The organism is Salmonella enterica subsp. arizonae (assembly GCF_008692845.1).
GTDB lineage: Bacteria > Pseudomonadota > Gammaproteobacteria > Enterobacterales > Enterobacteriaceae > Salmonella > Salmonella arizonae.
This window is the reverse complement of record NZ_VXJW01000002.1, coordinates 109,143-135,519: the sequence shown is the minus strand read 5'-3', so window position 1 is coordinate 135,519 and position 26,377 is coordinate 109,143. Positions and strand designations below refer to the sequence as shown.

At 53.5% G+C, this 26,377-nt stretch carries 22 protein-coding genes and 1 pseudogene; 10 read left to right on the top strand and 13 right to left on the bottom strand.

The genetic code is table 11. The features are described from left to right. From chbR to chbG, 3 genes are read left to right on the top strand one after another with little or no spacing between them, the layout of a single operon-like run. Positions 1–828: a transcriptional regulator ChbR gene (gene chbR, locus F4V61_RS05210; RefSeq protein ID WP_038396481.1), complete on the top strand. Its 828-nt coding sequence runs from the start codon at positions 1–3 to the stop codon at positions 826–828. After that, positions 825–2,180 carry a 6-phospho-beta-glucosidase gene (locus tag F4V61_RS05205; RefSeq protein ID WP_079799429.1) on the top strand — a complete coding sequence of 452 codons (1,356 nt, stop codon included), beginning with the start codon at positions 825–827 and terminating at the stop codon, positions 2,178–2,180. Before chbR ends, F4V61_RS05205 begins: the two co-directional genes overlap by 4 nt. Before the next feature lie 12 nt (positions 2,181–2,192). Beyond that, complete coding sequence (gene chbG / locus F4V61_RS05200) at positions 2,193–2,939, top strand: chitin disaccharide deacetylase (protein ID WP_080160874.1); 747 nt, start codon at positions 2,193–2,195, stop codon at positions 2,937–2,939. Positions 2,940–2,976: 37 nt separating this feature from the next. Here the strand turns inward: chbG and galM are convergent, their stop codons facing one another. The 6 genes from galM to modE all read right to left on the bottom strand — a co-directional run bounded on the left by galM (position 2,977) and on the right by modE (position 9,775). Next, the gene (galM, locus tag F4V61_RS05195; protein WP_079827882.1) at positions 2,977–4,017 is read right to left on the bottom strand and encodes a galactose-1-epimerase; all 1,041 of its coding nucleotides are present in this window, start codon (positions 4,015–4,017) and stop codon (positions 2,977–2,979) included. Continuing rightward, complete coding sequence (gene galK / locus F4V61_RS05190; protein ID WP_038396473.1) at positions 4,011–5,159, bottom strand: galactokinase; 1,149 nt, start codon at positions 5,157–5,159, stop codon at positions 4,011–4,013. The genes galM and galK overlap by 7 nt, the downstream gene beginning before the upstream one ends. A gap of 2 nt (positions 5,160–5,161) precedes the next feature. After that, on the bottom strand, positions 5,162–6,208 hold the full coding sequence (gene galT, locus F4V61_RS05185) for a galactose-1-phosphate uridylyltransferase (protein ID WP_058819249.1): 1,047 nt from the start codon (positions 6,206–6,208) through the stop codon (positions 5,162–5,164). A gap of 10 nt (positions 6,209–6,218) precedes the next feature. Continuing rightward, positions 6,219–7,235 carry a UDP-glucose 4-epimerase GalE gene (gene galE / locus F4V61_RS05180; protein WP_038396470.1) on the bottom strand — a complete coding sequence of 339 codons (1,017 nt, stop codon included), beginning with the start codon at positions 7,233–7,235 and terminating at the stop codon, positions 6,219–6,221. A gap of 211 nt (positions 7,236–7,446) precedes the next feature. Then, on the bottom strand, positions 7,447–8,919 hold the full coding sequence (gene modF / locus F4V61_RS05175) for a molybdate ABC transporter ATP-binding protein ModF (RefSeq protein WP_038396468.1): 1,473 nt from the start codon (positions 8,917–8,919) through the stop codon (positions 7,447–7,449). Between the two features lie 67 nt (positions 8,920–8,986). Next, a complete protein-coding gene (gene modE / locus F4V61_RS05170) occupies positions 8,987–9,775 on the bottom strand; it encodes a molybdenum-dependent transcriptional regulator (RefSeq protein ID WP_001147423.1) in 789 nt (262 codons plus the stop codon). A gap of 128 nt (positions 9,776–9,903) precedes the next feature. Here modE and F4V61_RS05165 point away from each other — a divergent pair, with 128 nt between their 5' ends. The 4 genes from F4V61_RS05165 (at position 9,904) to modC (ending at position 12,743) form a co-directional block, all read left to right on the top strand. Continuing rightward, positions 9,904–10,053: an AcrZ family multidrug efflux pump-associated protein gene (locus F4V61_RS05165; RefSeq protein ID WP_000891516.1), complete on the top strand. Its 150-nt coding sequence runs from the start codon at positions 9,904–9,906 to the stop codon at positions 10,051–10,053. Between the two features lie 166 nt (positions 10,054–10,219). Then, entirely contained in the window at positions 10,220–10,993 is a 774-nt protein-coding gene (modA, locus tag F4V61_RS05160; protein WP_058819250.1) for a molybdate ABC transporter substrate-binding protein, read from the top strand. Beyond that, positions 10,993–11,682, top strand: coding sequence for a molybdate ABC transporter permease subunit (modB, locus tag F4V61_RS05155; protein ID WP_000604021.1), 690 nt, complete (start codon positions 10,993–10,995; stop codon positions 11,680–11,682). The genes modA and modB overlap by 1 nt, the downstream gene beginning before the upstream one ends. A gap of 2 nt (positions 11,683–11,684) precedes the next feature. Beyond that, on the top strand, positions 11,685–12,743 hold the full coding sequence (gene modC / locus F4V61_RS05150) for a molybdenum ABC transporter ATP-binding protein ModC (protein ID WP_079832953.1): 1,059 nt from the start codon (positions 11,685–11,687) through the stop codon (positions 12,741–12,743). Here modC and F4V61_RS05145 read toward each other — a convergent pair whose 3' ends face one another. Beyond that, positions 12,744–13,562, bottom strand: a complete 819-nt coding sequence (locus F4V61_RS05145; protein WP_079827940.1) for a pyridoxal phosphatase — start codon at positions 13,560–13,562, stop codon at positions 12,744–12,746. Between the two features lie 163 nt (positions 13,563–13,725). Here F4V61_RS05145 and pgl point away from each other — a divergent pair, with 163 nt between their 5' ends. Continuing rightward, positions 13,726–14,721 (top strand): 6-phosphogluconolactonase, encoded by a 996-nt coding sequence (pgl, locus tag F4V61_RS05140; RefSeq protein ID WP_000815460.1) that lies wholly within the window; start codon positions 13,726–13,728, stop codon positions 14,719–14,721. Positions 14,722–14,853: 132 nt separating this feature from the next. On the opposite strand, the gene iutA is transcribed toward pgl, so the two are convergent. From iutA to iucA, 5 genes are read right to left on the bottom strand one after another with little or no spacing between them, the layout of a single operon-like run. Beyond that, positions 14,854–17,055, bottom strand: a complete 2,202-nt coding sequence (gene iutA / locus F4V61_RS05135) for a ferric aerobactin receptor IutA (RefSeq protein WP_080160873.1) — start codon at positions 17,053–17,055, stop codon at positions 14,854–14,856. A gap of 25 nt (positions 17,056–17,080) precedes the next feature. Further along, positions 17,081–18,415 (bottom strand): NADPH-dependent L-lysine N(6)-monooxygenase, encoded by a 1,335-nt coding sequence (gene iucD, locus F4V61_RS05130; protein ID WP_000198872.1) that lies wholly within the window; start codon positions 18,413–18,415, stop codon positions 17,081–17,083. Between the two features lie 3 nt (positions 18,416–18,418). Next, positions 18,419–20,152 carry an aerobactin synthase IucC gene (iucC, locus tag F4V61_RS05125; protein WP_080160872.1) on the bottom strand — a complete coding sequence of 578 codons (1,734 nt, stop codon included), beginning with the start codon at positions 20,150–20,152 and terminating at the stop codon, positions 18,419–18,421. After that, entirely contained in the window at positions 20,152–21,099 is a 948-nt protein-coding gene (gene iucB, locus F4V61_RS05120; protein ID WP_079827886.1) for a N(6)-hydroxylysine O-acetyltransferase, read from the bottom strand. The genes iucC and iucB overlap by 1 nt, the downstream gene beginning before the upstream one ends. After that, on the bottom strand, positions 21,100–22,824 hold the full coding sequence (gene iucA, locus F4V61_RS05115; protein WP_000174709.1) for an aerobactin synthase IucA: 1,725 nt from the start codon (positions 22,822–22,824) through the stop codon (positions 21,100–21,102). A 132-nt stretch (positions 22,825–22,956) separates the two neighbouring features. On the opposite strand from iucA, the gene F4V61_RS05110 reads away from it, so the two are divergent. Continuing rightward, positions 22,957–24,168: an MFS transporter gene (locus F4V61_RS05110; protein ID WP_038396460.1), complete on the top strand. Its 1,212-nt coding sequence runs from the start codon at positions 22,957–22,959 to the stop codon at positions 24,166–24,168. A 648-nt stretch (positions 24,169–24,816) separates the two neighbouring features. On the opposite strand, the pseudogene F4V61_RS05100 reads toward F4V61_RS05110, so the two are convergent. After that, positions 24,817–25,813, bottom strand: a pseudogene (locus F4V61_RS05100) (IS3 family transposase); the annotation flags it as partial. A 25-nt stretch (positions 25,814–25,838) separates the two neighbouring features. On the opposite strand from F4V61_RS05100, the gene F4V61_RS22305 reads away from it, so the two are divergent. Then, positions 25,839–26,369: a hypothetical protein gene (locus F4V61_RS22305; RefSeq protein WP_232081976.1), complete on the top strand. Its 531-nt coding sequence runs from the start codon at positions 25,839–25,841 to the stop codon at positions 26,367–26,369. The last annotated feature ends 8 nt before the right edge of the window (positions 26,370–26,377 follow it).

Genomic DNA, 26,377 nt, shown 5'->3' with positions numbered 1-26,377 from the left:
ATGGAAATAAACACGGTACATGAAAGCCAGTTTTTAAAAGGTAAAGATTTTTACTTTTTTATTCTGGACAAAACGGAAAGTGTAAGTGGGCTGCATCAGCATGACTACTATGAGTTTACGCTTGTTCTGACAGGAAGCTGTAGTCAGGAGATAAATGGTAAACGAGTAATCCTGGAACGTGGTGATTTTGTCTTTATTCCGGTAGGGTCTTACCATCAAACGTTTTATGACTATGGGGTTACGCGGATATTAAACATGGGGGTAGGTAGACGCTATTTTGATGAACACTATATGGCGATACTCCCTTCATGTTTTGTGGCGTCTCAGCCTTATACAATGTCTAATGCTTTCTTAACTTTTATAGAGCAGGCCTTATCAACACTGGATATTCATCAGCGAGAATGTGATGAGTTCAATAAATTACTCACTTTTTATATCGTCAATCGTTTACAGCATTATGAGGATAATTCGCGGTCGGATGTAATCCCCGGCTGGCTAAGACAACTCGTCAGCGACATGCACAAAAAAGCAATGTTTGCCGATGACGCGTTGAATAATATGGTAAGGCTTTCCGGGAAAACGCAATCTTATCTTACACGGGCTACTAATCGTTATTATCACAAGACGCCAGGCCAGATAATAAATGCTATTCGGATCAACTATTGTAAAAAACAACTGGAGACCACTAATTTTTCGGTTGCCGATATTGCCTTTGATGCAGGATTTAGTAGTCCAGGGATTTTTATTAATAACTTTAAGAAAATGACTTCATTCACCCCAGGCAATTATCGACGGAAATTGGCGAATTCTCAGCAGGAGCATATATGAAAAAATTAAAAGTAGTGACTATCGGAGGAGGAAGTAGTTACACTCCTGAACTTCTTGATGGATTTATTAAACGCTATGATGAGTTACCTGTCAGTGAGTTATGGCTGGTGGATATCGAAGAAGGTCGCGAAAAACTCGATATTATTTTTGCGCTTTGTCAACGTATGGTCATACAGGCGGGAGTGCCGATAGCGATTTATAAAAGTTTAAATAGACAGGAAGCGTTAAAGGATGCGGATTTTGTCACAACGCAATTCCGGGTTGGTCAGCTAAAGGCGCGTGAGCAGGATGAGCGCATCCCACTGTCACATGGTTATCTTGGGCAAGAGACTAACGGTGCGGGCGGGTTATTTAAAGGGTTACGTACCATTCCCGTTATTTTTGATATTGTGAAAGATGTCCAGCAGATTTGTCCTCAGGCGTGGATTATTAATTTCACCAACCCTGCCGGGATGGTGACAGAAGCCGTGTATCGACATACTCGTTTCAAACGTTTTATCGGCGTTTGTAACGTCCCGGTAGGGATGCGGATGCTCATTGAGGACATTCTGTCATTAACAAAAGAAGATACGCTTTCTATCGATCTGTTTGGTCTCAATCACCTGGTGTTTATCAGCAATATTTGGGTAAACGGGCAGTCACGTTTTGCTGAGGTAATGAATCTGGTGGCATCCGGCACGACGAGCGGCAGTTCGGTTAAAAACATATTTAGCCTGCCATTTAGTGAAGGGTTACTGCGTTCGCTCAATTTATTGCCATGCTCCTATCTACTGTATTATTTTAAATCAAAAGAAATGTTGGCAATAGAAATGGGAGAGTATTACAAAGGCACTGTTCGTGCGCAGATTGTACAGGAATTGGAAAAAAAGTTATTCGAAATTTATAAAAAACCTGAACAGAATAGTAAGCCTGCGGAATTGGAAGCGCGTGGTGGCGCTTACTATTCCGATGCAGCTTGTGAGGTTATCAATGCAATTTATAATGATAAACAAACGGAGCATTATATTAACATTCCTCATGTTGGTCATATTAACAATATTCCTGTGGACTGGTCCGTAGAAATGACCTGCCTGTTAGGTAAAAATGGCGCCACACCGCATCCACGCATTACTCATTTTGACGAGAAAGTTTTAGGATTAATTTACACGATAAAAAGTTTTGAAATTGCTGCCGCCAATGCGGCCTTGAGTGGACGAATGGATGATGTATTACTGGCGCTCAATCTCAATCCTTTAGTCGGTTCAGATCAGGGCGCTGAAATATTGGCGCGGGAGATGATGCTTGCTAACCAGCCGTATTTGCCTCATTTTGCCGATGCGATCAGCGTACTTCGCCAGCAAGAGCATTACTAGAAGGTCAGAAGAATGACGAAACTGTTAATTGTTAATGCCGATGATTTTGGTTTAAGCCCTGGTATCAATTACGGCATTATTGAAGCGCATCGCCACGGGGTGGTTACGTCTACAACGGCCATGATGAATGGCAATGGTATTGAACATGCGGCAGAAATTAGCGCCGATTTTCCTTCGCTTGGCGTGGGTCTGCATTTTGTTCTCAGTTTTGGCGCGCCATTGTCCAGAATGCCTTCGCTGGAAAGAGAAGGTATGCTGGGAAAATGGCTCTGGCAAGCCGCCGCACAAGGGAAAATTCAGGATAATGAGCTGGTGGCTGAATTACACAAACAGTATGACTGTTTTGTCCGGCTCTTTGGACGAGCGCCTACCCATATTGATAGCCATCACCATGCGCATTTTATTCCCCAGGTCTGGAAGCATGTTGTACGATTTGCGGGAGAAACCGGGCTTCCGTTGCGTATCGATCGGCAACACACTATTTCTACGCAAGTCGTAAAAGGCGTTGATAACTTTATCAGCGATTTTTATGCGGAAAATGTCTCAGCCCATTTTATTCTTGCGGCTTTGGCACGCGCAACAGCAGGAGAAGAACAGTCCGTTGAGCTGATGTGCCACCCTGGGTTTATCGATAAAATTGTTCTGCAAAGTCGCTATTGTTATTCGCGACTGGATGAGCTGAACGTGCTGATGTCAGCGACGTTGAAACACGATATTCTGGCGCAAGGTTTTCGTCTGGGTACTTACAACGATCTGTAATAAATAGCCCGGCAGATTAGCGTCGCCGGGCATATTGTCAGAACGGAATAAACTGGTACTCGGTCAGGCTGGCATACTCCTCGCCGGGGCGAAGAATACAGTCAGGCTGTGGCCATTCAGGATGATTCGGGCTGTCCGGCAGCAGTTCGCTTTCCAGCGCCACCCCTTGCCAGTCGGCATAAGGTTCTGGCCCACGGGCAGGCGTGCCTGCCAGATAATTGCCGGAATAAAACTGTAGCGCCGGGGCGGTGGTGTAAACCATCATTTGTAGCTTTCCATCCTGCGACCACAGACGGGCCGCCGGCTTTTTGCCATCACCCTGCGTCTGTAGCAGAAAGGCATGATCGTAACCTTTAACTTTGCGCTGATCGTCATCGGCGAGAAACTCGCTGGCGATGACTTTTGGCATCCGGAAGTCAAATGAGGTGTTGGCCACCGATTTTAGTCCCTGACGTGGGATACCGTATTCATCTACCGGCAGGTATTCATCCGCCAGAATTTGCAGCTTGTGTTGACGCACGTCGGTCTGATCGCCGTCCAGATTAAAATAAACGTGGTTGGTCAAATTCACCGGACAGGGTTTATCGACCGTCGCCCGGTAGGTGATAGAAATTCGATTATCATCGGTCAGACGATATTGCGCCGTGGCGCAAAGATGACCGGGAAAGCCCTGGTCGCCGTCATCAGAGGTGAGCGCGAATAATACCTGGCGATCGTTCTGATTCACAATTTGCCAGCGGCGCTTGTCAAAGCCTTCCGGTCCGCCGTGTAGCTGGTTTTCACCTTGGCTTGGGCTTAACTGTACGGTTTCGCCGGCAAACGTAAAACGGCTATTAGCGATACGGTTCGCGTAACGGCCAATAGAAGCGCCGAGGAACGACGTCTGTTCAGGATAGCGTTCCGGGCTGGCGCAGCCCAGCAATGCCTCCCGAACGCTGCCGTCAGACAGCGGAATACGGGCAGAAAGAAGAGTGGCTCCCCAGTCCATCAGCGTTACCACCATCCCTGCGCGGTTGCGCAGGGTTAACAGGCGGTACGGCTGACCATCGGGGGCCAGTGCGGGCGTTTCATTTAGCACTGTCCTGCTCCTTGTGACGGTTTGCATACATAAAAGGTTTCTTTGATACCTGTTTTCGCTTCGTACTGTTGCGCAACGGCCTGCTGAACGGCGGGAACCAGATCTTCCGGGATCAGCGCGACAATACAGCCGCCGAAGCCGCCGCCGGTCATGCGCACGCCGCCTTTATCGCCGATGGTCGCTTTGACGATCTCTACCAGCGTGTCTATCTGCGGGACGGTAATTTCGAAATCATCGCGCATCGAGGCATGGGACTCCGCCATCAGTTGGCCCATGCGCTGCAAATCGCCTTTCTCCAGCGCGCTTGCCGCTTCAACGGTCCGCGCATTTTCGCTCAGTACATGGCGAACGCGTTTGGCGACTACCGGGTCCAGCTCGCAGGCAACAGCATTGAACGCCTCAAGGCTGACATCACGCAGGGCCGGCTGCTGGAAGAAGCGGGCGCCGGTTTCGCACTGTTCGCGGCGGGTATTATACTCGCTGCCCACCAGGGTGCGCTTAAAGTTACTATTGATAATCACCACGGCGACGCCTTTCGGCATGGAAACCGCTTTAGTGCCGAGCGAACGGCAGTCAATCAGCAACGCATGATCTTTTTTGCCAAGCGCAGAGATGAGCTGATCCATGATGCCGCAGTTACAGCCGACAAACTGGTTCTCGGCTTCTTGTCCGTTGAGCGCGATTTGCGCGCCGTCCAGCGGCAGGTGGTAAAGCTGCTGGAAGACGGTGCCCACCGCCACTTCCAGCGAGGCGGAGGAGCTTAACCCGGCGCCCTGCGGCACATTGCCGCTGATGACCATATCCACGCCGTCAAACGCGTTGTTACGCTGTTGCAGGTGTTTCACTACGCCGCGCACATAGTTAGACCACTGCTGGCTATCGTGGGTCACGATCGGCGCATCCAACGAAAATTCGTCCACCTGATTGTCGTAATCGGCGGCAATCACCCGCACGGTACGATCGTCGCGCGGCGCACAGCTAATTACGGTCTGGTAATCGATAGCGCAAGGCAGCACAAAGCCGTCATTGTAATCGGTATGCTCGCCGATCAGATTGACGCGGCCCGGCGCCTGAATCGTGTGGGTGGCAGGGTAGCCGAAAATTTCAGCAAACAGAGCGCGCGTTTTCTCTTTCAGGTTCATTTTTATACTCCGGATTCGCGAAAATGGATGTCGCTGACCGCGCGCAGGCGTTCAGCCGCTTGTTCTGCGGTTAAATCACGCTGGGTTTCCGCCAGCATTTCATAGCCGACCATAAATTTGCGGACGGTCGCAGAGCGCAGCAGCGGCGGATAAAAGTGCGCGTGCAACTGCCAGTGCGCGTTTTCTTCACCGTTAAACGGCGCGCCGTGCCAGCCCATTGAGTAGGGGAAGGAACACTGAAACAGGTTGTCATAACGACTGGTCAGCTTTTTCAACGCCAGCGCCAGAGAGTCGCGCTGCTCGTCGCTTAAATCGGTAATGCGCAGGACATGCGTTTTGGGTAACAGTAGCGTTTCGAACGGCCACGCCGCCCAGTAAGGCACCACCGCCAGCCAGTGTTCTGTTTCAACCACGGTGCGGCTACCGTCCGCCAGTTCGCGCTGTACATAATCCACCAGCATTGGCGAGCGCTGCCCGGCGAAATAGGCTTTTTGTAAACGGTCTTCGCGTTCGGCTTCATTCGGCAGAAAGCTGTTAGCCCAGATCTGCCCATGCGGATGCGGGTTCGAACAGCCCATCGCCGCGCCTTTATTTTCAAAGACCTGTACCCACGGATAGGTTTTGCCTAACTCGACGGTTTGTTCCTGCCAGGTTCTCACGATTTCCGTCAGCGCGGGCAGGCTCAGTTCCGGCAGCGTTTTACTGTGATCGGGCGAAAAGCAGATCACGCGACTGGTGCCGCGCGCGCTCTGACAGCGCATCAGCGGATCGTGACTGTCTGGGGCATCCGGCGTGTCGGCCATTAGCGCCGCGAAATCATTAGTAAAGACGTAAGTCCCTTTATAATCGGGGTTTTTATCGCCAGTCACGCGTGTATTGCCCGCGCACAGGAAGCAGTCCGGATCATGCGCCGGCAGCATTTGCTGAGACGGTGTTTCCTGCGCCCCCTGCCAGGGGCGCTTTGCGCGATGCGGCGAAACCAGAATCCACTGGTCGGTGAGCGGGTTATAACGGCGATGCGGATGATCGACGGGATTAAATGGGGTCATAACAACGTCCTTAATCTGGGTATCCCTGCGGGTGGCGTGACTGCCAGCGCCAGGTGTCCTGCGCCATTTCGTCAAGCGTGCGGGTCACGCGCCAGTTCAGCTCGCGATCGGCTTTGCCGGCATCTGCCCAATACGCCGGCAGATCGCCGTCGCGACGTGGCGCGAAGTGGTAATTGATGGGTTTGCCGCAGGCTTTACTAAAGGCGTTGACTACATCCAGTACGCTACTGCCGACGCCAGCGCCGAGGTTATAAATATGTACGCCGGGTTTGTCCGCCAGTTTTTCCATCGCCACGATATGCCCGTCGGCTAAATCCATAACGTGAATGTAATCGCGCACGCCGGTACCATCCTCGGTCGGGTAATCGTTGCCGAAAACGGCGAGCGATTCGCGACGACCCACGGCGACCTGGGCGATATAGGGCATCAGGTTATTCGGGATACCTTGCGGATCTTCTCCCATATCGCCCGACGGATGCGCGCCAACCGGGTTGAAATAACGCAGCAGCGCAATACTCCACGCCGGCTGGGCTTTTTGCAGATCGGTGAGGATTTGCTCTACCATCAATTTACTTTTACCGTAGGGGCTTTGCGGCGTGCCGGTAGGAAAACTTTCGACATAAGGGATTTTGGGCTGATCGCCATAAACGGTGGCGGAGGAGCTAAAAATAAGGTTTTTAACGTTGGCTGCACGCATTGCGCTGATCAACCGCAGCGTACCGTTGACGTTGTTGTCATAGTACTCCAGCGGCCTGGCGACCGATTCGCCGACGGCTTTCAGGCCGGCAAAGTGAATCACGGTATCAATAGCGTGATCGTGCAGAATTTCGGTTATAAGCGCTTCGTTGCGAATATCGCCTTCGACAAAGGTCGGGTGCTTACCGCCCAGACGTTCGATAACGGGCAGTACGCTGCGTTTGCTGTTGCAGAGGTTATCGAGGATGACGACGTCATGACCATTTTGCAGCAATTGTACGCAGGTATGACTTCCAATGTAACCGCTACCACCTGTAACCAATACTCTCATAATTCGCTCCGTTAAGCCTATAGTATGGAATAACCATAGCATAACAAAGATGCGAAAAGTGTGACATGTAATAAATTAGTGGAATCGTTTACACTTGAGTTCGCTCACAAATAGACGTCAATCATTTGATGGTAAATCAACGGATTTCAGCATGATCACGCCTTTTATCTGAAAAAGCACGAAAAAAGCGCTTTACACGCCCGGAATGGCATTAAGGTAATGCAGATTGCCGATAGAGATAGTGGTCGCCGTCCGGTACAAATTCCAGCCGATGAGTAATACAGGCTGGCGCATCCTCCGCATGATGCGAAACAAACAGCAGTTGGGTCTCTCCCTGGTGAAGTAATACATCCACAAAACGGCGGACCAGTTGGCGGTTTAGCGGGTCCAGCCCTTGCAGCGGCTCATCCAGAATTAACATTGTCGGATGCTTAACCAGCGCGCGCACGATCAGCGCCAGCCGTTGCTGTCCCCAGGAGAGACTATGAAAAGGGGCATCCGCTGTACGGTTATCGATTCCCAGAATATCCAGCCACTGCTGCGCCAGCTTTTGTTGCCTGTCTGAAACGGCCTGATAAATACCGATAGAATCGAAATAGCCGGAGAGAATCACATTACGTACCGTGGTACTAACGCGGTAATCAAGATGTAAACTGCTGCTGACGTAACCGATATGTTTTTTGATATCCCAGATCGTTTCGCCGCTTCCTCGCCGTCGACCGAACAAGGTGAGATCATTGCTGTAGCCTTGCGGATGATCGCCGGTAATAAGGCTAAGTAGCGTAGACTTACCTGCTCCGTTAGGACCGACGATCTGCCAGTGTTCTCCTGGATTTACTCGCCAGCTTAGATGGTAGAGGATAGGGCGATCGTTATACGAGATCACGCCATCGTTGAGTACGATCCGTGGCTCGTCATCGGATAACGCATGGTGGACGGAAGGTTCGTCCGGTTCAGGTAATTGTACGTCGGCCAGACGCTCGCTGTGCGCAAGTTGAGCGACCAGCGCCCGTTGTAGCAACTCTGACGTCGTTCCGGTTTCCGTCAGGGTACAGTCGGCGAGCACGCCGGCAAACTGAACGAAGTCCGGGATTTCATCAAAACGGTTAAGTACCAGCGCCAGGGTAATACCCGCCTGGTTCAACGTTGCCAGGCGTTGCGCCAGTTGCTGACGGGAGGTTACGTCAAGCCCGTCGAACGGTTCATCGAGGATCAATAACTCCGGCTCAGACATCAGCGCCTGACACAGCAGCGCCTTTCGCGTCTCGCCAGTAGAAAGGTATTTAAAACGCCTGGTAAGTAAAGCGGAAATGCCGAACTGCTGCGCCAGCATCGCACAGCGGGCAGGATCGTGAACGTCATCCTGAATAATTTCCGCGGTAGTGCGTCCGGTATCTTCTTCGCCAGGACTGAGCATATCGGTATTATTGCGTTGCCACTCATCGCTGACCAGCTTTTGCAATTGTTCAAAGGACAGACGAGTGATGCGGGTAAACCGACACTGGCGTTCGCCTTTTAATAACGGCAGTTCACCTGCCAGCGCGCGAGCGAGGGACGACTTTCCGCTCCCGTTAGCCCCAACGAACGCCCAGCTATCGCCCGCATTTAACGTCAGCGAATCCAGATGAAGTGTTTTTGTATCGCTCAGACGAAACGTGCCTTGCGAAATTTGCAACGATGACATTTTGCATCCCATTTTTTGCAGCGATGAATGACAGGAATACGTCTTTCGGCAACGGATGTCAATGTGCTTAGCACAGCGTCGCGATAATCACACTGTCCGCATTAAACCAGGCAATAACGTCATCGCCTTCCTTTAGCGTAGCGGCATCCGCAGCCGGTATAGTGGCGCACAGCGTCTGGCCGTCCGGTAGCGCCATCAGCACTTCGCACTGCTCCGCGCTGCGTTCAATATGGCTAATCGTCCCGGATAACTGATTGTCGGCGGCGCGCGCAATGGTTGCATCCTGGGTAATGCCAACCCACGGCGCTTTTAGCAGGATCAGCACTTCTTTACCTTCCTCCAGGCCGAGACGTTCGCCGCTTTGCGCCGTCAGCGCGACTTTTAGCCGCGTTTTGCCGTCGGCCAGCAGTACGTCGACATGCTGTTGCACCTGAACGCGATCACGGGCGGTAATGGTGCCGAACCACTGGTTGCGGGCGCTGGTTTGCAGCGAAAAGCGGGAGATGGCGGCCAGTAGACTATCAAGCGGCAGAGCGTCGTCGTCGCTTAACACATCGAACGCTTTTTGCTGAATTTGGCCCAGCAGATCGTAAAGCTGGATCAGACGCTGGCCATAGCGGGTTAATACCGCGCCGCCGCCGCCTTTGCCGCCGGTCGCGCGTTCAACCAGCATATGTTCGCTAAGCTGGTTCATGTCGTTTATCGCATCCCAGGCACTCTTATAGCTGATTCCCGCGTCTTTCGCGCCCTGACTAATAGAGCCGGAAAGCGCAATGTGTTTCAGCAAAGAGATACGTCGGGGATCGGCAAAAAGCTTTTGCTGAAGTTTCAGGGTAAGAAGGATTTCGGCCTGCATAAGCAGCTCCTGGTAAAAAGGCTATTGTGACTGAAAAGCGCGCCAGCGCAAAGCCGACCGCACAAAAGGGGAGTGCTTTTCTGTGTTATGCGGTTAGAATACAAAAAGGACTATATCTGGAGTTGACCATGTTAGAGTTATTAAAAAGTCTGGTATTTGCCGTTATCATGGTACCGGTGGTGATGGCCATCATCCTCGGCCTGGTTTACGGTCTGGGTGAGGTGTTCAACATTTTTTCCGGTATCGGTCAGAAAGACCAGTCCAGACAGAACCGCTGATTTCCGCAAACGCCCGCTCAGTCGGGCGTTTTTGTTACTCAAGTTTCTGCTTTTCCTGCCGATATTTTCTGTGTTTACTCGTTAATGGGTATGAATAACCGCTGGGAAACCCTTTGAATTATCGTTATATTATATTTTACATAACGAAACGCAAAAGGAGCTACAGATGGCGCATTCCTGGTTACGTCTGGTCGCAGGGGCGACTTTATCTTTCGCTATCGCGGGTCATGCGCTGGCGGATGAAGGCAAGATCACCGTATTTGCCGCCGCGTCGCTAACAAACGCGATGCAAGACATTGCGGCAGAATATAATAAAGAGAAAAATGTGGATGTGGCCTCCTCATTCGCTTCCTCTTCAACGCTGGCGCGCCAGATAGAAGCGGGCGCGCCAGCGGACCTGTTCATCTCCGCTGACCAGAAGTGGATGGATTACGCGGTCGATAAAAAAACGGTGGATACCGCGACACGTGAAACGTTGCTTGGCAACAGTCTGGTCGTGGTAGCGCCGAAAGCCAGCGAGCAGAAACCGTTTACCATCGACAACAAAACGGACTGGATTCGTCTGCTGAACGGCGGGCGTCTGGCTGTGGGCGATCCGCAACACGTCCCGGCGGGAATTTATGCTAAAGAAGCGCTGCAAAAGCTGGGCGCCTGGCAAACGCTTGAGTCGAAACTGGCGCCGGGCGAAGATGTGCGCGGCGCGCTGGCGATGGTCGAACGTAACGAAGCGCCTTTGGGCATCGTATACGGTTCTGATGCGCTCGCCAGCAAGGGGGTCAAAGTCGTGGCGACGTTCCCGGAAGATTCACATAAAAAAGTGGAATACCCCATCGCTATCGTGGATGGGCATAAAAATGCGACCGTCAGCGCGTTCTATGATTACCTGAAAGGACCGCAGGCCTCGGCAATCTTTAAACGTTATGGATTTACGACGAAGTAATGATACTGACCGATCCAGAATGGCAGGCTGTCTTTCTTAGCCTGAAAGTGTCTTCCCTGGCCGTGCTGTTTAGCCTGCCGTTTGGGATCTTTTTTGCCTGGTTACTGGTGCGATGCCGGTTTCCGGGCAAAGCCTTACTTGATAGCGTCCTGCATCTGCCGCTGGTGCTGCCGCCGGTGGTGGTCGGCTATCTGCTGCTGGTGTCGATGGGGCGACGCGGGTTTATTGGCCAGTGGCTGTATGACTGGTTCGGTCTCACGTTTGCCTTTAGCTGGCGCGGCGCCGTGCTGGCGGCGGCGGTGATGTCCTTCCCGCTGATGGTGCGGGCCATTCGGCTGGCGCTGGAGGGCGTGGATATTAAGCTTGAACAGGCCGCCAGAACGCTGGGCGCCGGGCGCTGGCGTGTTTTTCTGACTATCACCTTACCGCTTACCCTGCCGGGAATTATTGTCGGTACGGTGCTGGCGTTTGCCCGTTCGCTTGGCGAATTTGGCGCGACCATTACCTTTGTTTCTAACATTCCGGGCGAAACCCGCACCATACCTTCCGCCATGTATACCTTGATTCAGACGCCTGGCGGGGAGAGCGCGGCGGCGAGGTTGTGTGTGATTTCGATTGTATTAGCGCTGATTTCGTTGTTGATTTCTGAATGGCTGGCGCGGATCAGCCGTGAACGGACGGGGCGCTAATCATGCTGGAGCTTAATTTTTCTCAGACGCTGGGAACGCACTGTTTAACCCTCAACGAAACGCTGCCAGCCAGTGGAATCACCGCTATCTTCGGCGTCTCCGGCGCGGGAAAAACCTCGCTGATTAATGCCATCAGCGGTTTGACTCGCCCGCAAAAAGGACGCATTGCGCTGAATGGCCGGGTATTGCATGACGCGGAAAACGGCATCTGTTTAACGCCGGAAAAACGCCGCATCGGTTACGTTTTCCAGGATGCGCGCCTGTTCCCACATTATAAAGTACGCGGCAATTTGCGCTACGGCATGGCGAAAAGCATGGCTGGCCAGTTTGATAAACTGGTGTCGCTGCTGGGCATTGAAGCGTTGCTTGATCGCCTGCCGGGGAGCCTTTCCGGCGGGGAAAAACAGCGCGTGGCGATAGGCCGGGCATTGCTCACCGCCCCGGAGTTGCTGCTGTTGGACGAACCGTTGGCCTCGCTGGATATCCCGCGTAAACGCGAATTGTTGCCGTACCTGCAACGGCTGGCGCGGGAAATCAATATTCCCATGCTGTATGTCAGCCATTCTCTCGACGAAATTCTCCACCTGGCGGATAAAGTCATGGTGCTGGAAGACGGTCAGGTTAAAGCGTTTGGCCCGCTGGAAGAGGTCTGGGGCAGCAGCGTCATGCACCCGTGGCTGCCAAAAGAGCAACAGAGCAGTATTCTGAAAGTCAGCGTACTGGAGCATCACCCGCATTACGCTATGACCGCCCTGGCGCTTGGCGACCAGCACCTTTGGGTGAATAAACTCAGTCAGCCGCTGCAATCCACGCTGCGTATTCGTATTCAGGCGTCGGATGTCTCGTTGGTACTACAGCCGCCGCAGCAGACCAGTATCCGCAACGTATTGCGGGCAAAAGTGGCGAATTGTTATGACGATAACGGACAGGTGGAAGTCCAGCTTGAGATAGGCGGCAGAACGCTGTGGGCGCGAATAAGCCCGTGGGCCAGGGATGAGCTGAGTATCAAGCCTGGCCTGTGGCTTTATGCGCAGGTGAAAAGCGTTTCCATCACCGCCTGACTATAGCAGGTGCGTGTAAATAAATTTTGCGATGCTATCGGTAGTGTTATCGCCGATCACGACGTTGGCGCGCGCTTTCACCGCGTCGTCGGCGTTCCCCATCGCAACGCCGGTACCTGCCGCCTCCAGCATACTGATATCGTTATAGTTATCGCCGAAAGCGATCACATTCTCCATTGACCCTCCCTGCGCTTCTATCCACTGGGTAAGGCGTTTGCCTTTGCTGTTGCCCTGGCGAGAAATATCCACCTGATCGTGCCATGACCATTCACACTCCAGACCAAGCGCCTGTTCAACATGCTGACCGAACCGCTGTAGCCTGGGAATATCTTCATCGGTAAGCGCAAACTTCCACACGGCGTTCACGCCGCGCGCCGCCTGCGCCAAAGAAGAGACCTGCGTAAAGGTCGGACGTTGCTCCGGCGGCAAGGTCTGCGCCCACCGGGAGGTACGCACGACGTGACCGGTAGGGCGCTCGTAAAGCATGGCGTCATCAACATACATCAGGCCGTGAATTTGATGCTCATCCAGTAAATCAATCAACTGTAATGCTTTATCTACGGGCATAGGATCGGCATCCAGGACATTTTTCGCTTGATAATCATACAAATAGGTGCCGTTGCAGCAAATAGCAGGTGTGTCCAGCGCCAACGCCTGATAAAAAGGATGAATAGCAACGTGATGGCGGCCAGTGACGATGATAAGTTGAAAGCCTGCTTCTTTGGCGCGTGAAAGTGCGTCGAGCGAGGAGGGAAGTAAGGTTTTTTGCGGGGTTAATAACGTTCCGTCTAAATCAAGGGCAATCACGCGTGCAGTCATAATTTTTTCCAGATTAAGAGTAATCATTCCGTCTGTCGGCATGGTACACCGGGATGGTAAGCAGACAAAATTCTGCGTCTGAATTCAGCATTCGCCGTCAAAAGCGACTACGTTAAGCTGTGTCCTGTCATTGCAGCTACATGCTATATGCAAAGGAGTATTCATGAAACAAACAGTCTATACCGCCAGCCCTGAGAGTCAGCAAATTCACGTCTGGAGCCTGAATCACGAAGGGATGCTGACGCTGGTGCAGGTAGTGGATGTGCCCGGTCAGGTTCAGCCTATGGTGGTCAGCCCGGATAAACGCTACCTCTATGTCGGCGTGCGCCCGGAGTTTCGTGTGCTGGCGTATCGTATTGCGCCGGATGATGGCGCGCTGACGTTTGCCACCGAATCCGCCCTGCCGGGTAGCCCGACTCATATTTCTACCGATCATCATGGTCGTTTTGTCTTTGTCGGATCGTATAACGCCGGCAATGTCAGCGTAACGCGCTTACAAGATGGCCTGCCGGTTGAGCTGGTGGATGTGGTGGAAGGGCTGGACGGATGTCATTCGGCGAATATTACGCCTGATAACCGTACCTTGTGGGTGCCGGCGCTGAAGCAGGATCGCATTGCTCTGTTTACGCTAAGCGACGACGGTTATCTGGCGGCCCAGGAACCGGCGGAAGTGAATACGGTTGAAGGGGCTGGTCCGCGTCATATGGTGTTCCACCCGAATCAACAATATGCGTATTGCGTCAATGAACTGAACAGTTCAGTGGATGTCTGGCAGCTTAAAAATCCACATGGCGAGATAGAGTGCGTACAAACGCTGGATATGATGCCCGCCGATTTTTCCGATACGCGCTGGGCGGCGGATATTCATATTACGCCGGATGGACGACATCTGTATGCCTGTGATCGCACCGCCAGTCTGATTACCGTCTTTAGCGTCTCCGAAGACGGCAGCGTATTGAGCGTTGAAGGCTTCCAGCCGACGGAAACCCAACCGCGCGGCTTTAATATCGATCACCACGGGAAATACCTGATTGCTGCTGGTCAAAAATCACATCATATCGCGGTATATGAAATTGCAGGCGCCCAGGGGCTGCTGACGGAGAAAGGTCGTTATGCCGTCGGTCAGGGGCCAATGTGGGTTGTGGTGAACGCCTATTAACGGCGCTGTGTGTCGGGTGGCGGTTGCCTGGAAAGCGGCGCCATGCTGTAGGCCCGGTAAGCGGTAGCGCCACCGGGTAAGTGAACTGCAATCTGCGAGTTTGCCCGGCGCCAGCCGGGCAAGGCGCGCGGTTTAGAACAGAACTGAATAGTTCAGTCCAAAGGTGCGACCGCGACCTTTATAGTCGTACAGGGAAGCGGGGCCGTAACCAGGGCTGTAGTACAGCGGTGCGCGCTGCCCCCAGACAGTGGTGTAGTCGCGGTCGAAGAGGTTTTCAACGCTGAAGCTGAGTTTACCCACCGGAAGCTGATAGCTGCCGAGCAAATCGACGGTGGTATAACCATCAATGCTGTAGCCTTTAGCATCGCTCACCTCGAAGGAGGTGGTGCTCTGTACGCGCAGGCTCCACGGGTCCGGCGCCCAGCCAATATAGGCTGTCGCTTTCGATGGACTTGCCAATTTCACGTCATATTTCTGCCAGCTACCGTTCACTTTCGACTCGGTTTTCAGCACGTTGAAGTTCGCCCCGGTACTCCAGTCAGTATCAGGAATCAGGTAGTCCACCGCGCCTTCCACGCCGTAAATGCGTCGCTTGTCGTCAACTACGCTGATGGTCAGGTCTTTATTCGCCACCACGCTCTTATCAGAGATCGAGTAGTAGGTTGAGATTTGGGTGCGCAGGTTGTCGCCGGTAAAGCGCCAGCCCAGTTCGTAAGAATCGACCTTCACGCCTTCAAGCTTACTGTCGTCAACGTTCACGCTGTTGGTCAGGGGAAGGTGACCATTTACCGCTGCGCCATAGGTGCCGCGACCGTAGTATTTACCCGGATCCGGCAGCTCCACGCCCTGGGAAAAGTTGAACCATGCCTGCTGGCGTTCGGTGATATGCATCAGCAGACCTGCGTTGAACAGAACGTTGTCGTAATCGACCGAGCCGCCCGGAATGGCGTCGGCGGATGTCGCCTTCCCGGCGGCAATCTGCTGTTGCTGCGCGTAGCCGATGAAATTATCAATCTTGTTCTCAGTGTACTGATAGCGTAAGCCGCCGCTGAGGGTAAAGATATCATTGATGTCATAGCTCGATTGCAGGAAAGCCGCCAGGTTGGTGATGTCATACGACGGATAACGCCCAGTGGTGTAAATCTTCTGGTTGTTCAGGCCCCCGGAAGCGCTTGACTGAGCCAGATTGAAGAACATCTGGTTAGAGGTAAAGCGTTCGTGGTCGGCATCCAGCCCGTAGGTGATTTGCCAGCCGTCCAGCGGTTTACTGTTTAGGGTCAGTTTCATGCCGTACTGGTCGGTGTCTTGCTGTGATGAGGAGAAAGCCGTCGCCTGTTTGTTCGCATTTACGGTCGGGAACGGGTAGAACAGCAGTGACTCATCGCGGTAATAAACCTGGCCTACCAACTCCTGAGAAAAGAAATCGCTGTTGGAATACTGCAGGCTGATCAGATGACGCTCGGTGCCGGGGATACGATCAGAATGTAGCCCTTTGCTAACGTATGGCGTGCTGGTCCCGCTAATGGCTGAGAAATCTTTCCCAAGGTTCAGTCCGTAATCCTCGTCGCCCTGGCTTTTATAGTACTGCGTGATCAACTGAAGCTGTTGGGTTTCATCGATGTTCAGCGTACCGGTGCCCATGATGTCCAGGCGATCGGAATATTGCAGGCCGGTCTGGGTGTTATCAAGCAGGGTGGCATCGCCGTTACCGTCAAACCAGCCGCCAAACTTCTGGTACGCCACTGAAACTCGCCCGGAAATATGATCATTGCCGCCGGAGATGGCGCTGGCAATGCGTTCGTCGTGATCTTTACTGCTGTTGAAACCGCTCTTGGTGCCAGCCTCAAACTCCATCTGGGTTTCCGGCTGGCCTTTTTTAGTCACGATGTTGATCAAACCGCCGGTACTGCCGCCGCCGTACAGGGCCGTCGCGCCGGAGATCACTTCAATATGGTCGATATTGAAAGGATCGATAGAGTCCAGTTGTCGGCTGTCGGTACGTGAAGAGTTGAGACGCACACCGTCAACCAGCACGACCAGCGGACGGCCACGCACATTCATGCCGTAGTTGGTGCGGCTCTGGCTGCTGACGTCAAGGCCAGGGATCAACTGGGCTAGCGCGTCTTTCAGCTCTTTGCCGCCCTGTATCTGCTGCTCCAGTTCGGCGTTTTCGATAACCCAGGTGGTTTGCGCCATCTCCGCTACGGTGCGATTGCTGCGGTTGGCAGACACCACGAGCGTCTCATCATCGGCTTGTTGAGCGACTGCTGGCGCCATCATAGCGAGAAGCAGCGGGTTAAGAGCCCAAAGCGTATACTTTTTGCTTATCATCATTATTCCTTCACACGGGCGGAAAATATCAGCCCAAAGATGCTGTGTAGCGAGTTAAAGAAGCAGCCTCCGGCTGCGGTTTTTCCCGACTGCCGCTGCGCCACTGAATCAGCGCAGGCGGCGTACTGAGATCGAATAAATCACGCCCCAGCGCGCGATTAAGAATACGGGCGGAGCGCCAGGCCATCAGGCTGAGCTGTGGTTCGGCGATGCCATGAGTTTGCATACTGGCGTTGACCGCGAAGATGTTGTTATCTTTCGGGCCGTTCCACTCCAGGGTGAAGTCATCACGTACTTTAAAATTGCACTCATCGCGCATGGCGATTCGCGACATCAGCGGTGAAAGTATTTGCGGCAGTGCTGGACGGTAGCCGGTGGCGAAAATCACCACGTCGCTTTCCAGAGTGTCATAGCCATTATCCAGATGATGCTCCAGCAGTAGTTGCCAGCTCTGGCCGCGGCTTTCCAGCACGGTAACCGAACGGCTTGGCAGCAGACGGGTGTTACGCGGCTGTCCCAGCACCTCGAATCGGTGATACAACTCACGATAGATGGTCAGTAGTGAGTCGGCCGTGATGCCGTCGGAGGTCATTTTCTGCTCATCGAGCATTTTCTGGCGTGCGCTTTCATTCAGGCCGACGAAGCCTGAAACGTATTCAGGTGTGAAGTATTCGTTGGCGAACGCCGCCTCATCCAGCGCGTTAAAGTTATTGCGGCGCGAGACCCAACTGATCTCTGCGGCGTCGCCCCATTCTCCACGTAGCGCATTGAGGAACAGGTCGGCGCCGCTTTGTCCGCCACCAACTATAGTGACCCGCTTGCCGCCGAGGTCTGGTTGGCGCAGGCTCATTTCACTGGCGTGGAAGCAGGTTTGCGTCACCGCTTTTACGCAAGGCGGCAGGTGCGGTTGCTTGCCAATGCCAAGGCAGATATTGCGGGCAACGCTTTCGCCCTGGCTGGTCTGAACCACAAACAACTGACGTTTTTCGTCGAAATCAACACTCTCAACGGCATGATTGAAATGCAGATTGTTCATGCCTTCGGCGGCCCAGCGCAGGTAGTCGGAAAACTCATCGCGGGACACGGTACGTAGCTCGGTGGTCAGGAAACGGTAGAATTTTTTACGCTTTACCAGATAGTTAACAAAGCTGTACGGGCTTGTGGGAGCCACAGCGCTAACCAGATCTTTCAGGAACACGGTCTGCATATGACAGTCCGGCACCAGCATGCCGGGATGCCAGGCAAAATGTTGACGCTCGTCAAAGAAACGGCAACTTAATCCTTCGATCTGATGGGACAGCGCCGCGATGCTCAGGTTGAACGGGCCGATACCTACGCCGATAAAATCTACAGTTCTTGTCATGATTCAGTTCCTGGTTGCCAGCCACAGCGGGTTTTGCAGATCCTCAAGGTAATTCGGCAACATGCGGCTGCCGCCATCCTGGTCGGGCCAGGTCAGTTTTACCGGGTTCAGCACTACGCGAATGATTTGTGGCTTGAAGAGAGAGAAAAGCGCAAAGCGCGCTGACATTTGTGGGTGTTCCTGCATGTAATCACTCAACACTGCTGCCAGCAGTTGATAAAAACGCCTCTCCGGCACGCCAAGGCGAGCCACCAGCGGCGAAACAAAGCGCAGAACTGTCACGAAGTGGCCGGTCTGCAAATCATGAATTAAGTAATCGGCGCTCAGGCGAGCGGTGACGTCACGTACCTCCTGAGGCAGAGAGTTCATCTCCGGGAACTCATCTTTCACCAGCCGCATATCGCCTTGGAAATCTTTCAACAGAACGCGCTGCGGTACGCCATCTTTCATGGCGAGCGTTATATTTTGTCCGTGGGCGATAAGCGCGACGCCGTAGCGGCAAAGCAGGTGATACAGCGGAACCACAACCACCTGGAATAGCTGCGTGAGCCAGGTTTCAGCGTCCAGCCCGGAGCGGGCGATATAGGCGCCTATCAGCGGCTGATTGTTTTCGTCGCACTCCATCAGTGTCGCCATCAGAATCGGATTTTCGTCCGGCTTCAGCCAGCAGCGCGGATTCTCACGCCAGATAACGCCGAGCATCTCCTGGTAGCGGTAGGGGGCCTGGGCAAGCGCGGCATAGCCTTCATGGGACACATAGCCCGCCGCCGGTTCACCGAGGATCACCGCGCCGCTTTGCACCAGCGTGGCGTCGGTCGCAAAAATCTGTTGTAACCAACGTGAGGCCAGCGGCCCGGCAGAGATGTATTTGCCCGGAATCCCCCGGTAGCAGGAGGTGTTGTAGATGGTCAGCGGTAGCTTGATATCCAGCCCGCCCTGGCGACTGGCGTTGGTCAGGGTGCGCAGCGACTGTTGAGCGAGCCAAAAGTCGCCAAACTCGCCGAGAGAAACCATCCTGCCTTCGGCAAGATCGGCAATGAAATCGAGGGCGATTTTTTGCTGCCACTGCCACGGATGTACCGGCAGCGGAAGCCAGTCGTGGTCCAGTCCATTTTCCTGCCAGACCTGATTGAAGCGGGCAAATTCCTGCGGGTCCATCGCGGCCGTCAACAACTGCTGAATATCCAGCTTGCTGTCGCAGCGCCAGACCATATGCTCACGTTTTACCGCCAGCCAATGCAGCCTGAAGGTATTGGCGTACTCTGGCGCATATCGCTCCAGCGCCGCTTTGCCCCAACCGCGGCGGCCTTTATTAAAAGCGAATTTAGGATGGCCGCTTAGCAGGCATTGCAGACGGTCGGCATCAAGATCAATCAGGTCACTGGCGGTTAGCCCGCGACGTGCCCTCAGTAATTGCAGGTCGCCCAGCAGCGTGGCATACAAATCCTGCATATGCTCAGCAACGGTGGCATCGCTCATTGACAGCACTGGCTTTAGCTGCATCAGTAGCGTTTGCGCCAGAACAGGCTCGTCCGCGCAGCGCAGCGTGTGGGCATCGATCCACAGCCAGCCCCAGATGCCGCGCTCAGCGCTGAAGTGCCATTTCGCATCTGGCAGGTTAATGCAGTAACGGTCATCGCCCTGAGATTCAGCGTGAAAGACCTGTTCATACTCCAGTTCGGCCAGCATTTTTGCCGCCAACTGGCGGTTAACGAAATCCCAATCTTTGCGATTCATTACAGGCCGACCTCCATGAAGAAGTTATGACGCTCCGCCATTACCATGCGCGAGCGCTTGTGTGGGAAGTCGAACTCTTTAATTGTCCGGTATCCCGCAGGCTCAAGGTGGCGGAACAGGCGCTGGTTATCTGCGCGCGGCTCAAGTACGGTGCGCTGCGTGCGTGGCTCATCCAGCAGCAGGTAATGCGTCAGCCCGCGTAGCCAGCTTCGCACGTAGTGGGCTCCACGCCATTGCTGTTCACCCACCAGCAGATGCAGGCCACGGTCAAAGGGGTGCCACGAATAGTGGCGACCAATGCGGTCCTCCGCCGCCCAGTAGATTTCGAAATAGCTAAACGGCCGATCGTCGAAGCAGCCGATGAGTGGGAACGCATGTTTATCGCTGAGCTGGCGCTCCAGATAGGCGGTCTGTACCTCCAGCGAACCGCTTTGCTCCCAGAAATACTCAACGCGCGGATCGTTCATCCAGCGGGTGAAACGTTCTGCATCAAGAACGGGATCGGCAACGCGTAAACTCAGCGTCTTGCGAACGCGTGGATCGTAGCGGCGATATACCTCGCCCTGCGGACGTGGCGCGCGCTGTGGAAAATAGATCTCACGCTCTGCATCAAAAACCATTTCGCCGGAGGCCAGGTTTGCCGGAGAACTTAGCCATAGCGGTAACTGCCAGAAGGCGGCTCGGTGGATGATGTCGCTTTTTACCTGCCCGAAAAGCGTCAGCGCCTGTGAATCTTCGTGCCATTCGGCATAGGGGAGAACCACCGCTGAAATTTGCGGCGCGACGATAAATATCTGATCCAGCGCGTCGCGTAGCCACCCCGAAGGTATTGGCCCCGGCCAGTGCAGTACCACGCTATTATCCCGGCTCCAGCTAAGATCCAGAGGCTTGTCGAGTTTTTCACAGTGCAGTCCATATCCGCTGTGAACGATATTTGCCTTAGACATTTAGCCCTCCTGAGCCAGCAATGGGTTGGCGAAATCGAAGTAGATCACTGAGGGGTCGACGATGGTGTTTTCGTTGTGGTCGTTCAGATAACAGAAAAAGTTACCTTTTACGTTCCAGTACGGACTTTCCAGCACATAGTTGAGGCAGGTTTTATGAGTCACCTGGTCACGCACTTCAGCCAGGAAAGTTCTTACGCGAGCCATCAGGCTCGTTTCACTGTCCAGCCCGGCTGCGCCAAGCGCAGCGGTCACGGAGAACGTGGAGTTAACCAGCAGGTAATAAGGGAAGTAGCGCAGCAACTGCTCACGAGTGAAGATATTTTCCGCCTGTGCCTCGCCAATGGTGTCGAGCCAGTCTGCTGCGTGAGGCATAAACGCGCTGCCCTGGCAGTCACGGTAGATAAGTCCGACCGGCAGATCCTGAAGCATTTGAACCAAAATGTTTTGTTGATGCGCCAGCAGCACCAGGCCGTAATCCGCTTCAGCCGTAAACAGCGGCTTCAGTACCTGCTGACAGTAAGCATCAACCCATGCGTGGGCGGCTTGCTGCGCAGTGATGCCGAGGCGAACGCTCAGGCGTTTTACCGCCGCAACCAGCAGTGAATCACCGCCATCCGGTGCGGCCTGAGTCAGGGAGACCAGTACGTTAGTCTGATTTTGCGGCTGGTTCACCAGCAGGTTTTCACGCAGGGCAAACAGGCTTTCCTGCATGATGTTGCCGTGGAGATCGCGCAGCCCGGCCCAGCCGTCCTCTTGCATTACCCGGAAGGTCGGGAAGCGGGCCTGTAGCCTCTGCCAGTTGTCGGTTTGCGCCAGGCGTGCAAGACGCATTCCACGCTTCACTTCTTTCACTGACAGGGTACGTACGGAGTTAGTCAGACGCACGCTCAGGGAGAATTTGATCATGTCGCGGCTGGTGGAGCAGTAGAGCGAACGGGAAGAGGTGGTAGGTATCCACGGCGCGCCTGCCTCGCCTAAATCTTTAATCAGCCCTTTAGCGACAAGCTCCTGGCACCACTCCTGCTGCAGAAGATATTCCCCCTGCCACGGGTGCTGCGGGAATAGCCATTGAGTGTCGCTTAATTCGTTGAGTAACTGCGGCACATTCTCTACGGCAAAACGCGTCAACCGTTGTTGCAGATTAAGATGCAGACTTTCACCGGCTATCTGCGTTTTGTCCACCGTAAACCACCGCAGCGGGAATTGGGGCGCGAAGTCTGGCAGGTAGCGTTCGGCCTCCTGCTGAGTAAACGGTTCATGAGACTTAGGTGCCGGGTGGAAGGCGTGACCGACCAGCAGTGCCTGCTCCGCCTCGCCAAAGTCCAGCGCTTTTTCACGCAGGGCTGCCCAGTCATGGCGGGCGTCAATTGCCTGCTGTGTATGGGCGTGGCTTTCCATCACGCGTTGATGGAAGGTTTCGCAACTGGTCGCGGGCAGCAAGAGTTGGTGCTGGAGCTTATCAACAATAAGCCGGGAGAGGGTGGCGAAATCGACGGGTTGACTACCGGACGCTGTGACCAGACGAGCCGGAAATTCAAAGCGGTGATGCTGGGTTGGGGAGAAATAAGCCACTCTGAAATGGAGTGCCTGCTGTTCGCCCAGCGGGATGATTAATTCGGTTGGCTGGTATTCAGTTTGCCGCCAGTCTTTGGTTTCGCGAACCAGGGAATTCAGGAAACACTGCGCAGCTACATCCAGGGCCGGCGTTTTAGTTGGCAAAGTCATAATCAAACAGATTCCACACATTATGATAATGCGAATTTTGCAGATAATGTTTCTCATTATCAATAACAATTGTTAAAATTGGTGAAATTAATTTTACAAATAAGCACAGTTAATACATGGAATTGCAATATCGTGACGTCTCTTGAGATAGCGGAAACGCCGCAAAAACCCTTATCCTGCTGGCCGCTTGCGTTCAGTGCGGGGCTACTCGGTGTCGGGCAAAACGGCCTGCTGGTCGCGATCCCTGTACTGGTAATTCAGACAAACCTGAGCCTGTCGATTTGGGCGGCTTTGCTGATGCTCGGCTCAATGCTGTTCCTGCCGTCTTCCCCGTGGTGGGGAAAGCAAATTGCCCGTGTGGGCAGTAAGCCTGTAGTGCTGTGGGCTCTGGGGGGATACGGCGCAAGCTTTACGCTGCTCGGATTGGGAAGCGTGCTGATGGCGACCAACACCGTAACGACGGCAGTGGGACTGGGAATATTAATCATCGCGCGGATCGTCTACGGGCTCACCGTGTCGGCGATGGTGCCAGCCTGTCAGGTCTGGGCGTTGCAGAGAGCGGGGGAAGGGAATCGCATGACCGCTCTGGCGACCATTAGCGCCGGCTTGAGCTGCGGCAGGCTATTCGGACCGCTGTGCGCCGCGGCGATGCTGGCAATTCACCCTCTGGCGCCGATGGGGCTGCTGATAGCAGCGCCACTGCTGGCGCTGTTGATGCTGCTGCTTTTGCCTGGTATGCCACCGCAGTCTGCAGCGGAGCGCAAGAGCGCCACCCTGAGGCTGAATTGCCTGCCGTATCTGCTTTGTGCTTTGCTACTAGCCGCGGCAGTGAGCATGATGCAGCTTGGACTTTCACCCGCCCTTGCTCGCCAGTTCGCCACGGATACTGCCGCCATTAGCCATCAGGTTGCGTGGCTGTTGGGTTTGGCTGCGGTTGCCGCGCTTATCGCGCAGTTCGGGGTGCTCCGCCCTCAGCGCCTGACGCCGATAGCGCTGCTCTTGAGTGCCGGGGCGCTGATGATGTGTGGTCTGGCGATAATGCTGACCGGACAGCTATGGTTGTTTTACCTCGGCTGTGCGGTGCTGTCGTTTGGGGCTGCTCTGGCAACGCCCGCTTATCAGCTTTTACTGAACGATAAACTGACCGACGGCGCAGGTGCGGGCTGGATTGCTACCAGCCACACGCTTGGCTATGGGCTTTGTGCATTGCTGGTGCCGTTGGTGTCGAAAACTGGCGCCGCCGCTGGGTTGATTATGGCGGCCTTTTTCGTCGCTGTGTTATTTACCGTGGTATCTGGCTTTATCTGGCGTAGCCGCTACCGTTCACATTGTTCCACGATTTAAGCGTAAGGAAAAGTTATGGCTGGAGTGTAACGTTCAACTTTTTTCACCTATTCGGGAGTCGGTTCAATAGCGCGCAGCGTGGCTTCATAACATCGGCCAGGCCCAGAAACAGGGTGAAATAAGATTTCTGTCTCGTGGACATGCGGGTGATATCGACTTCTGAAATCACGAAACGGAGTGTAAAACCGCGCCTGAATTGCTCCGGGAATTTAAGTATTCGCTGTTCTTTGCAATGTTGCGGTGTAAAAAACAGGCTTATCGGTTAAGTACCCGTCGTCTCCTTAAGGTATTTACGTCGGTGTGGATGCTCAGTCCATCTGATACTGACGTCAGGGTTGTTTTGATATAAAAGCTGGGCGATTTCATTTGTACAGTCAGCCAGAGAGTCAAAGGCATCCTCGCCACTCGAGTGCAGGTATAAAGATATCACATTAATATTAACTGTGTAGTGAAGCCATACTCCGCCACAGTACCAGCATGTTACCTTTTTATTATCAAGAGAGACGGTACCCTTTTCCGTCGTTTTCAGCCACCGGATGAACGTATTTTCTGCTTGTATTATTTTATCTGTAGTCACCGTGACCTCCAGGAACACATCGTCATCCGGTCTTCTTCTTCTGTTTTCCCATCTGGAGTTGATTCTGTAATATCCGGGCAGTTTCCGCGCCGACTCATGCTTTGTCTGATTCGGTATCGCCACAGTAACTGCCGGAACTGCCTGCTTGTATAGTGGCTACCTTGGACGCTGTGGAATATGACATCACTCGGTTGACCACGCGTCTCACAGGCCATCCGCAGGGCGCTGCTTATCAGTGCTGTATCGGCATTCGCTGACAGGCTCCAGCCGATAACCCTGCGGGCAAAAAGATCCATAACGACCGCCAGATAGCACCAGCGATTTCCCGCCCAGATATACGTAATATCTCCGCACCATACCCGGTCTGGCTCTGGTACTGCGAACTGACGCTCAAGCAGATTCGGCAGGCATGTATGCTCCTGACGGACATTTTTGTACTGATGTTTTCCGGGCTGACAACTGCTCAGGTTCAGATATTTCATCAGACGCCCGGCACGGTAACGGCTCATCGGGACGCCGTTTTGGGTCAGCATTTCAGCCAGAGTACGCGCGCCTGCAGAGCCACGGCTCTGGTTCCACGCCCGGCGTATTTCGCTGTACAACCTGACGCGCACCGGATTAACGGTATCGCGTTGTTTTCGCCAGTACCGGTAACTGCTACGGTGTATTTCCAGAACGGAACAAAGGCTGACAACCGTGTGGTTGTCACTCAGTCTGGCAGCTATCGTGAACCGTTCAGTGAGTCGGACATCAAGAGCGCGGTAGCTTTTTTAATATCGTATTTTGTTCCTCCAGACAGCGAACCTGCTTTTCCAGCTCGCGGATACGTTGCTGGTCTGGAGTAATGGGGGTTGCAGAGGGCGTAATCCCCTGACGCTCTCGCCTGAGCTGGCGTACCCAGCTCTCAAGCGTGGTAGAACCGACATTCATCGCTTCACTGGCTTGTCGGTATGAGTAGCCCTTATCAACAATCAGCTGTGCACATTCCAGCCTGAACTCAGGGGTGAATGTACGTTTGGTTTTTTTGTTCATTAAGTTACCTGTTTTATGTTGAGGTGAGAATATCACCTTTAATCAGGTGGCCAAATTTACTGTGCCACTACATTTTATTCTCAGACCGGATATTCAGTTCAGTAATACTGATGCTCCCGCGGATGCTTTTTCCTATCCGTACCGAGTTGGCAGAAGCGCTTATTACAGTGAGAGCGTATTGTTTGACTACTGCTGGCCATATTATCTCAGGGGGCAGGCAGTAATAACCCGTCCGGTGGTGGGGCAATATAATGGACAAGATGTTTACGATATTGGTGTGACTTTTACGATAGCGGACAGTCAGGAAAGCGGGTTTGGCGAAGGCGTAGAGATGAAAGGGAATAATTTAACGGACGTTATACCGCCTAATGGCAGATGGTATCTTGTCCCAAGAATGGGGGCATCGATAAGGATTGGCGCCATTGCGCTGGGCAGGCTTTCGCCTGGGTGGATTAATATTCCATCTGTTCATGTGGGAAACTTTTCAGTCATCTCAAGCAACAGAGGTGTCAACAGTCTTGGCGGCTCTTCCTTTATCATTCTGGATGGTTTCAGCTTTTTTGTAAAAACAAAAACCTGCAGTCTTTCATAACGGAATTA

Excerpts from the sequence above, each read along its gene's own strand:
- chbR (WP_038396481.1), top strand. The coding sequence starts at position 1 with ATGGAAATAAACACGGTACATGAAAGCCAGTTTTTAAAAGGTAAAGAT.
- F4V61_RS05205 (WP_079799429.1), top strand. The coding sequence starts at position 825 with ATGAAAAAATTAAAAGTAGTGACTATCGGAGGAGGAAGTAGTTACACT.
- chbG (WP_080160874.1), top strand. The coding sequence starts at position 2,193 with ATGACGAAACTGTTAATTGTTAATGCCGATGATTTTGGTTTAAGCCCT.
- galK (WP_038396473.1), bottom strand. The coding sequence starts at position 5,159 with ATGAACCTGAAAGAGAAAACGCGCGCTCTGTTTGCTGAAATTTTCGGC.
- galT (WP_058819249.1), bottom strand. The coding sequence starts at position 6,208 with ATGACCCCATTTAATCCCGTCGATCATCCGCATCGCCGTTATAACCCG.
- galE (WP_038396470.1), bottom strand. The coding sequence starts at position 7,235 with ATGAGAGTATTGGTTACAGGTGGTAGCGGTTACATTGGAAGTCATACC.
- modF (WP_038396468.1), bottom strand. The coding sequence starts at position 8,919 with ATGTCATCGTTGCAAATTTCGCAAGGCACGTTTCGTCTGAGCGATACA.
- modE (WP_001147423.1), bottom strand. The coding sequence starts at position 9,775 with ATGCAGGCCGAAATCCTTCTTACCCTGAAACTTCAGCAAAAGCTTTTT.
- F4V61_RS05165 (WP_000891516.1), top strand. The coding sequence starts at position 9,904 with ATGTTAGAGTTATTAAAAAGTCTGGTATTTGCCGTTATCATGGTACCG.
- modA (WP_058819250.1), top strand. The coding sequence starts at position 10,220 with ATGGCGCATTCCTGGTTACGTCTGGTCGCAGGGGCGACTTTATCTTTC.
- modB (WP_000604021.1), top strand. The coding sequence starts at position 10,993 with ATGATACTGACCGATCCAGAATGGCAGGCTGTCTTTCTTAGCCTGAAA.
- modC (WP_079832953.1), top strand. The coding sequence starts at position 11,685 with ATGCTGGAGCTTAATTTTTCTCAGACGCTGGGAACGCACTGTTTAACC.
- F4V61_RS05145 (WP_079827940.1), bottom strand. The coding sequence starts at position 13,562 with ATGACTGCACGCGTGATTGCCCTTGATTTAGACGGAACGTTATTAACC.
- pgl (WP_000815460.1), top strand. The coding sequence starts at position 13,726 with ATGAAACAAACAGTCTATACCGCCAGCCCTGAGAGTCAGCAAATTCAC.
- iutA (WP_080160873.1), bottom strand. The coding sequence starts at position 17,055 with ATGATGATAAGCAAAAAGTATACGCTTTGGGCTCTTAACCCGCTGCTT.
- iucD (WP_000198872.1), bottom strand. The coding sequence starts at position 18,415 with ATGACAAGAACTGTAGATTTTATCGGCGTAGGTATCGGCCCGTTCAAC.
- iucC (WP_080160872.1), bottom strand. The coding sequence starts at position 20,152 with ATGAATCGCAAAGATTGGGATTTCGTTAACCGCCAGTTGGCGGCAAAA.
- iucB (WP_079827886.1), bottom strand. The coding sequence starts at position 21,099 with ATGTCTAAGGCAAATATCGTTCACAGCGGATATGGACTGCACTGTGAA.
- iucA (WP_000174709.1), bottom strand. The coding sequence starts at position 22,824 with ATGACTTTGCCAACTAAAACGCCGGCCCTGGATGTAGCTGCGCAGTGT.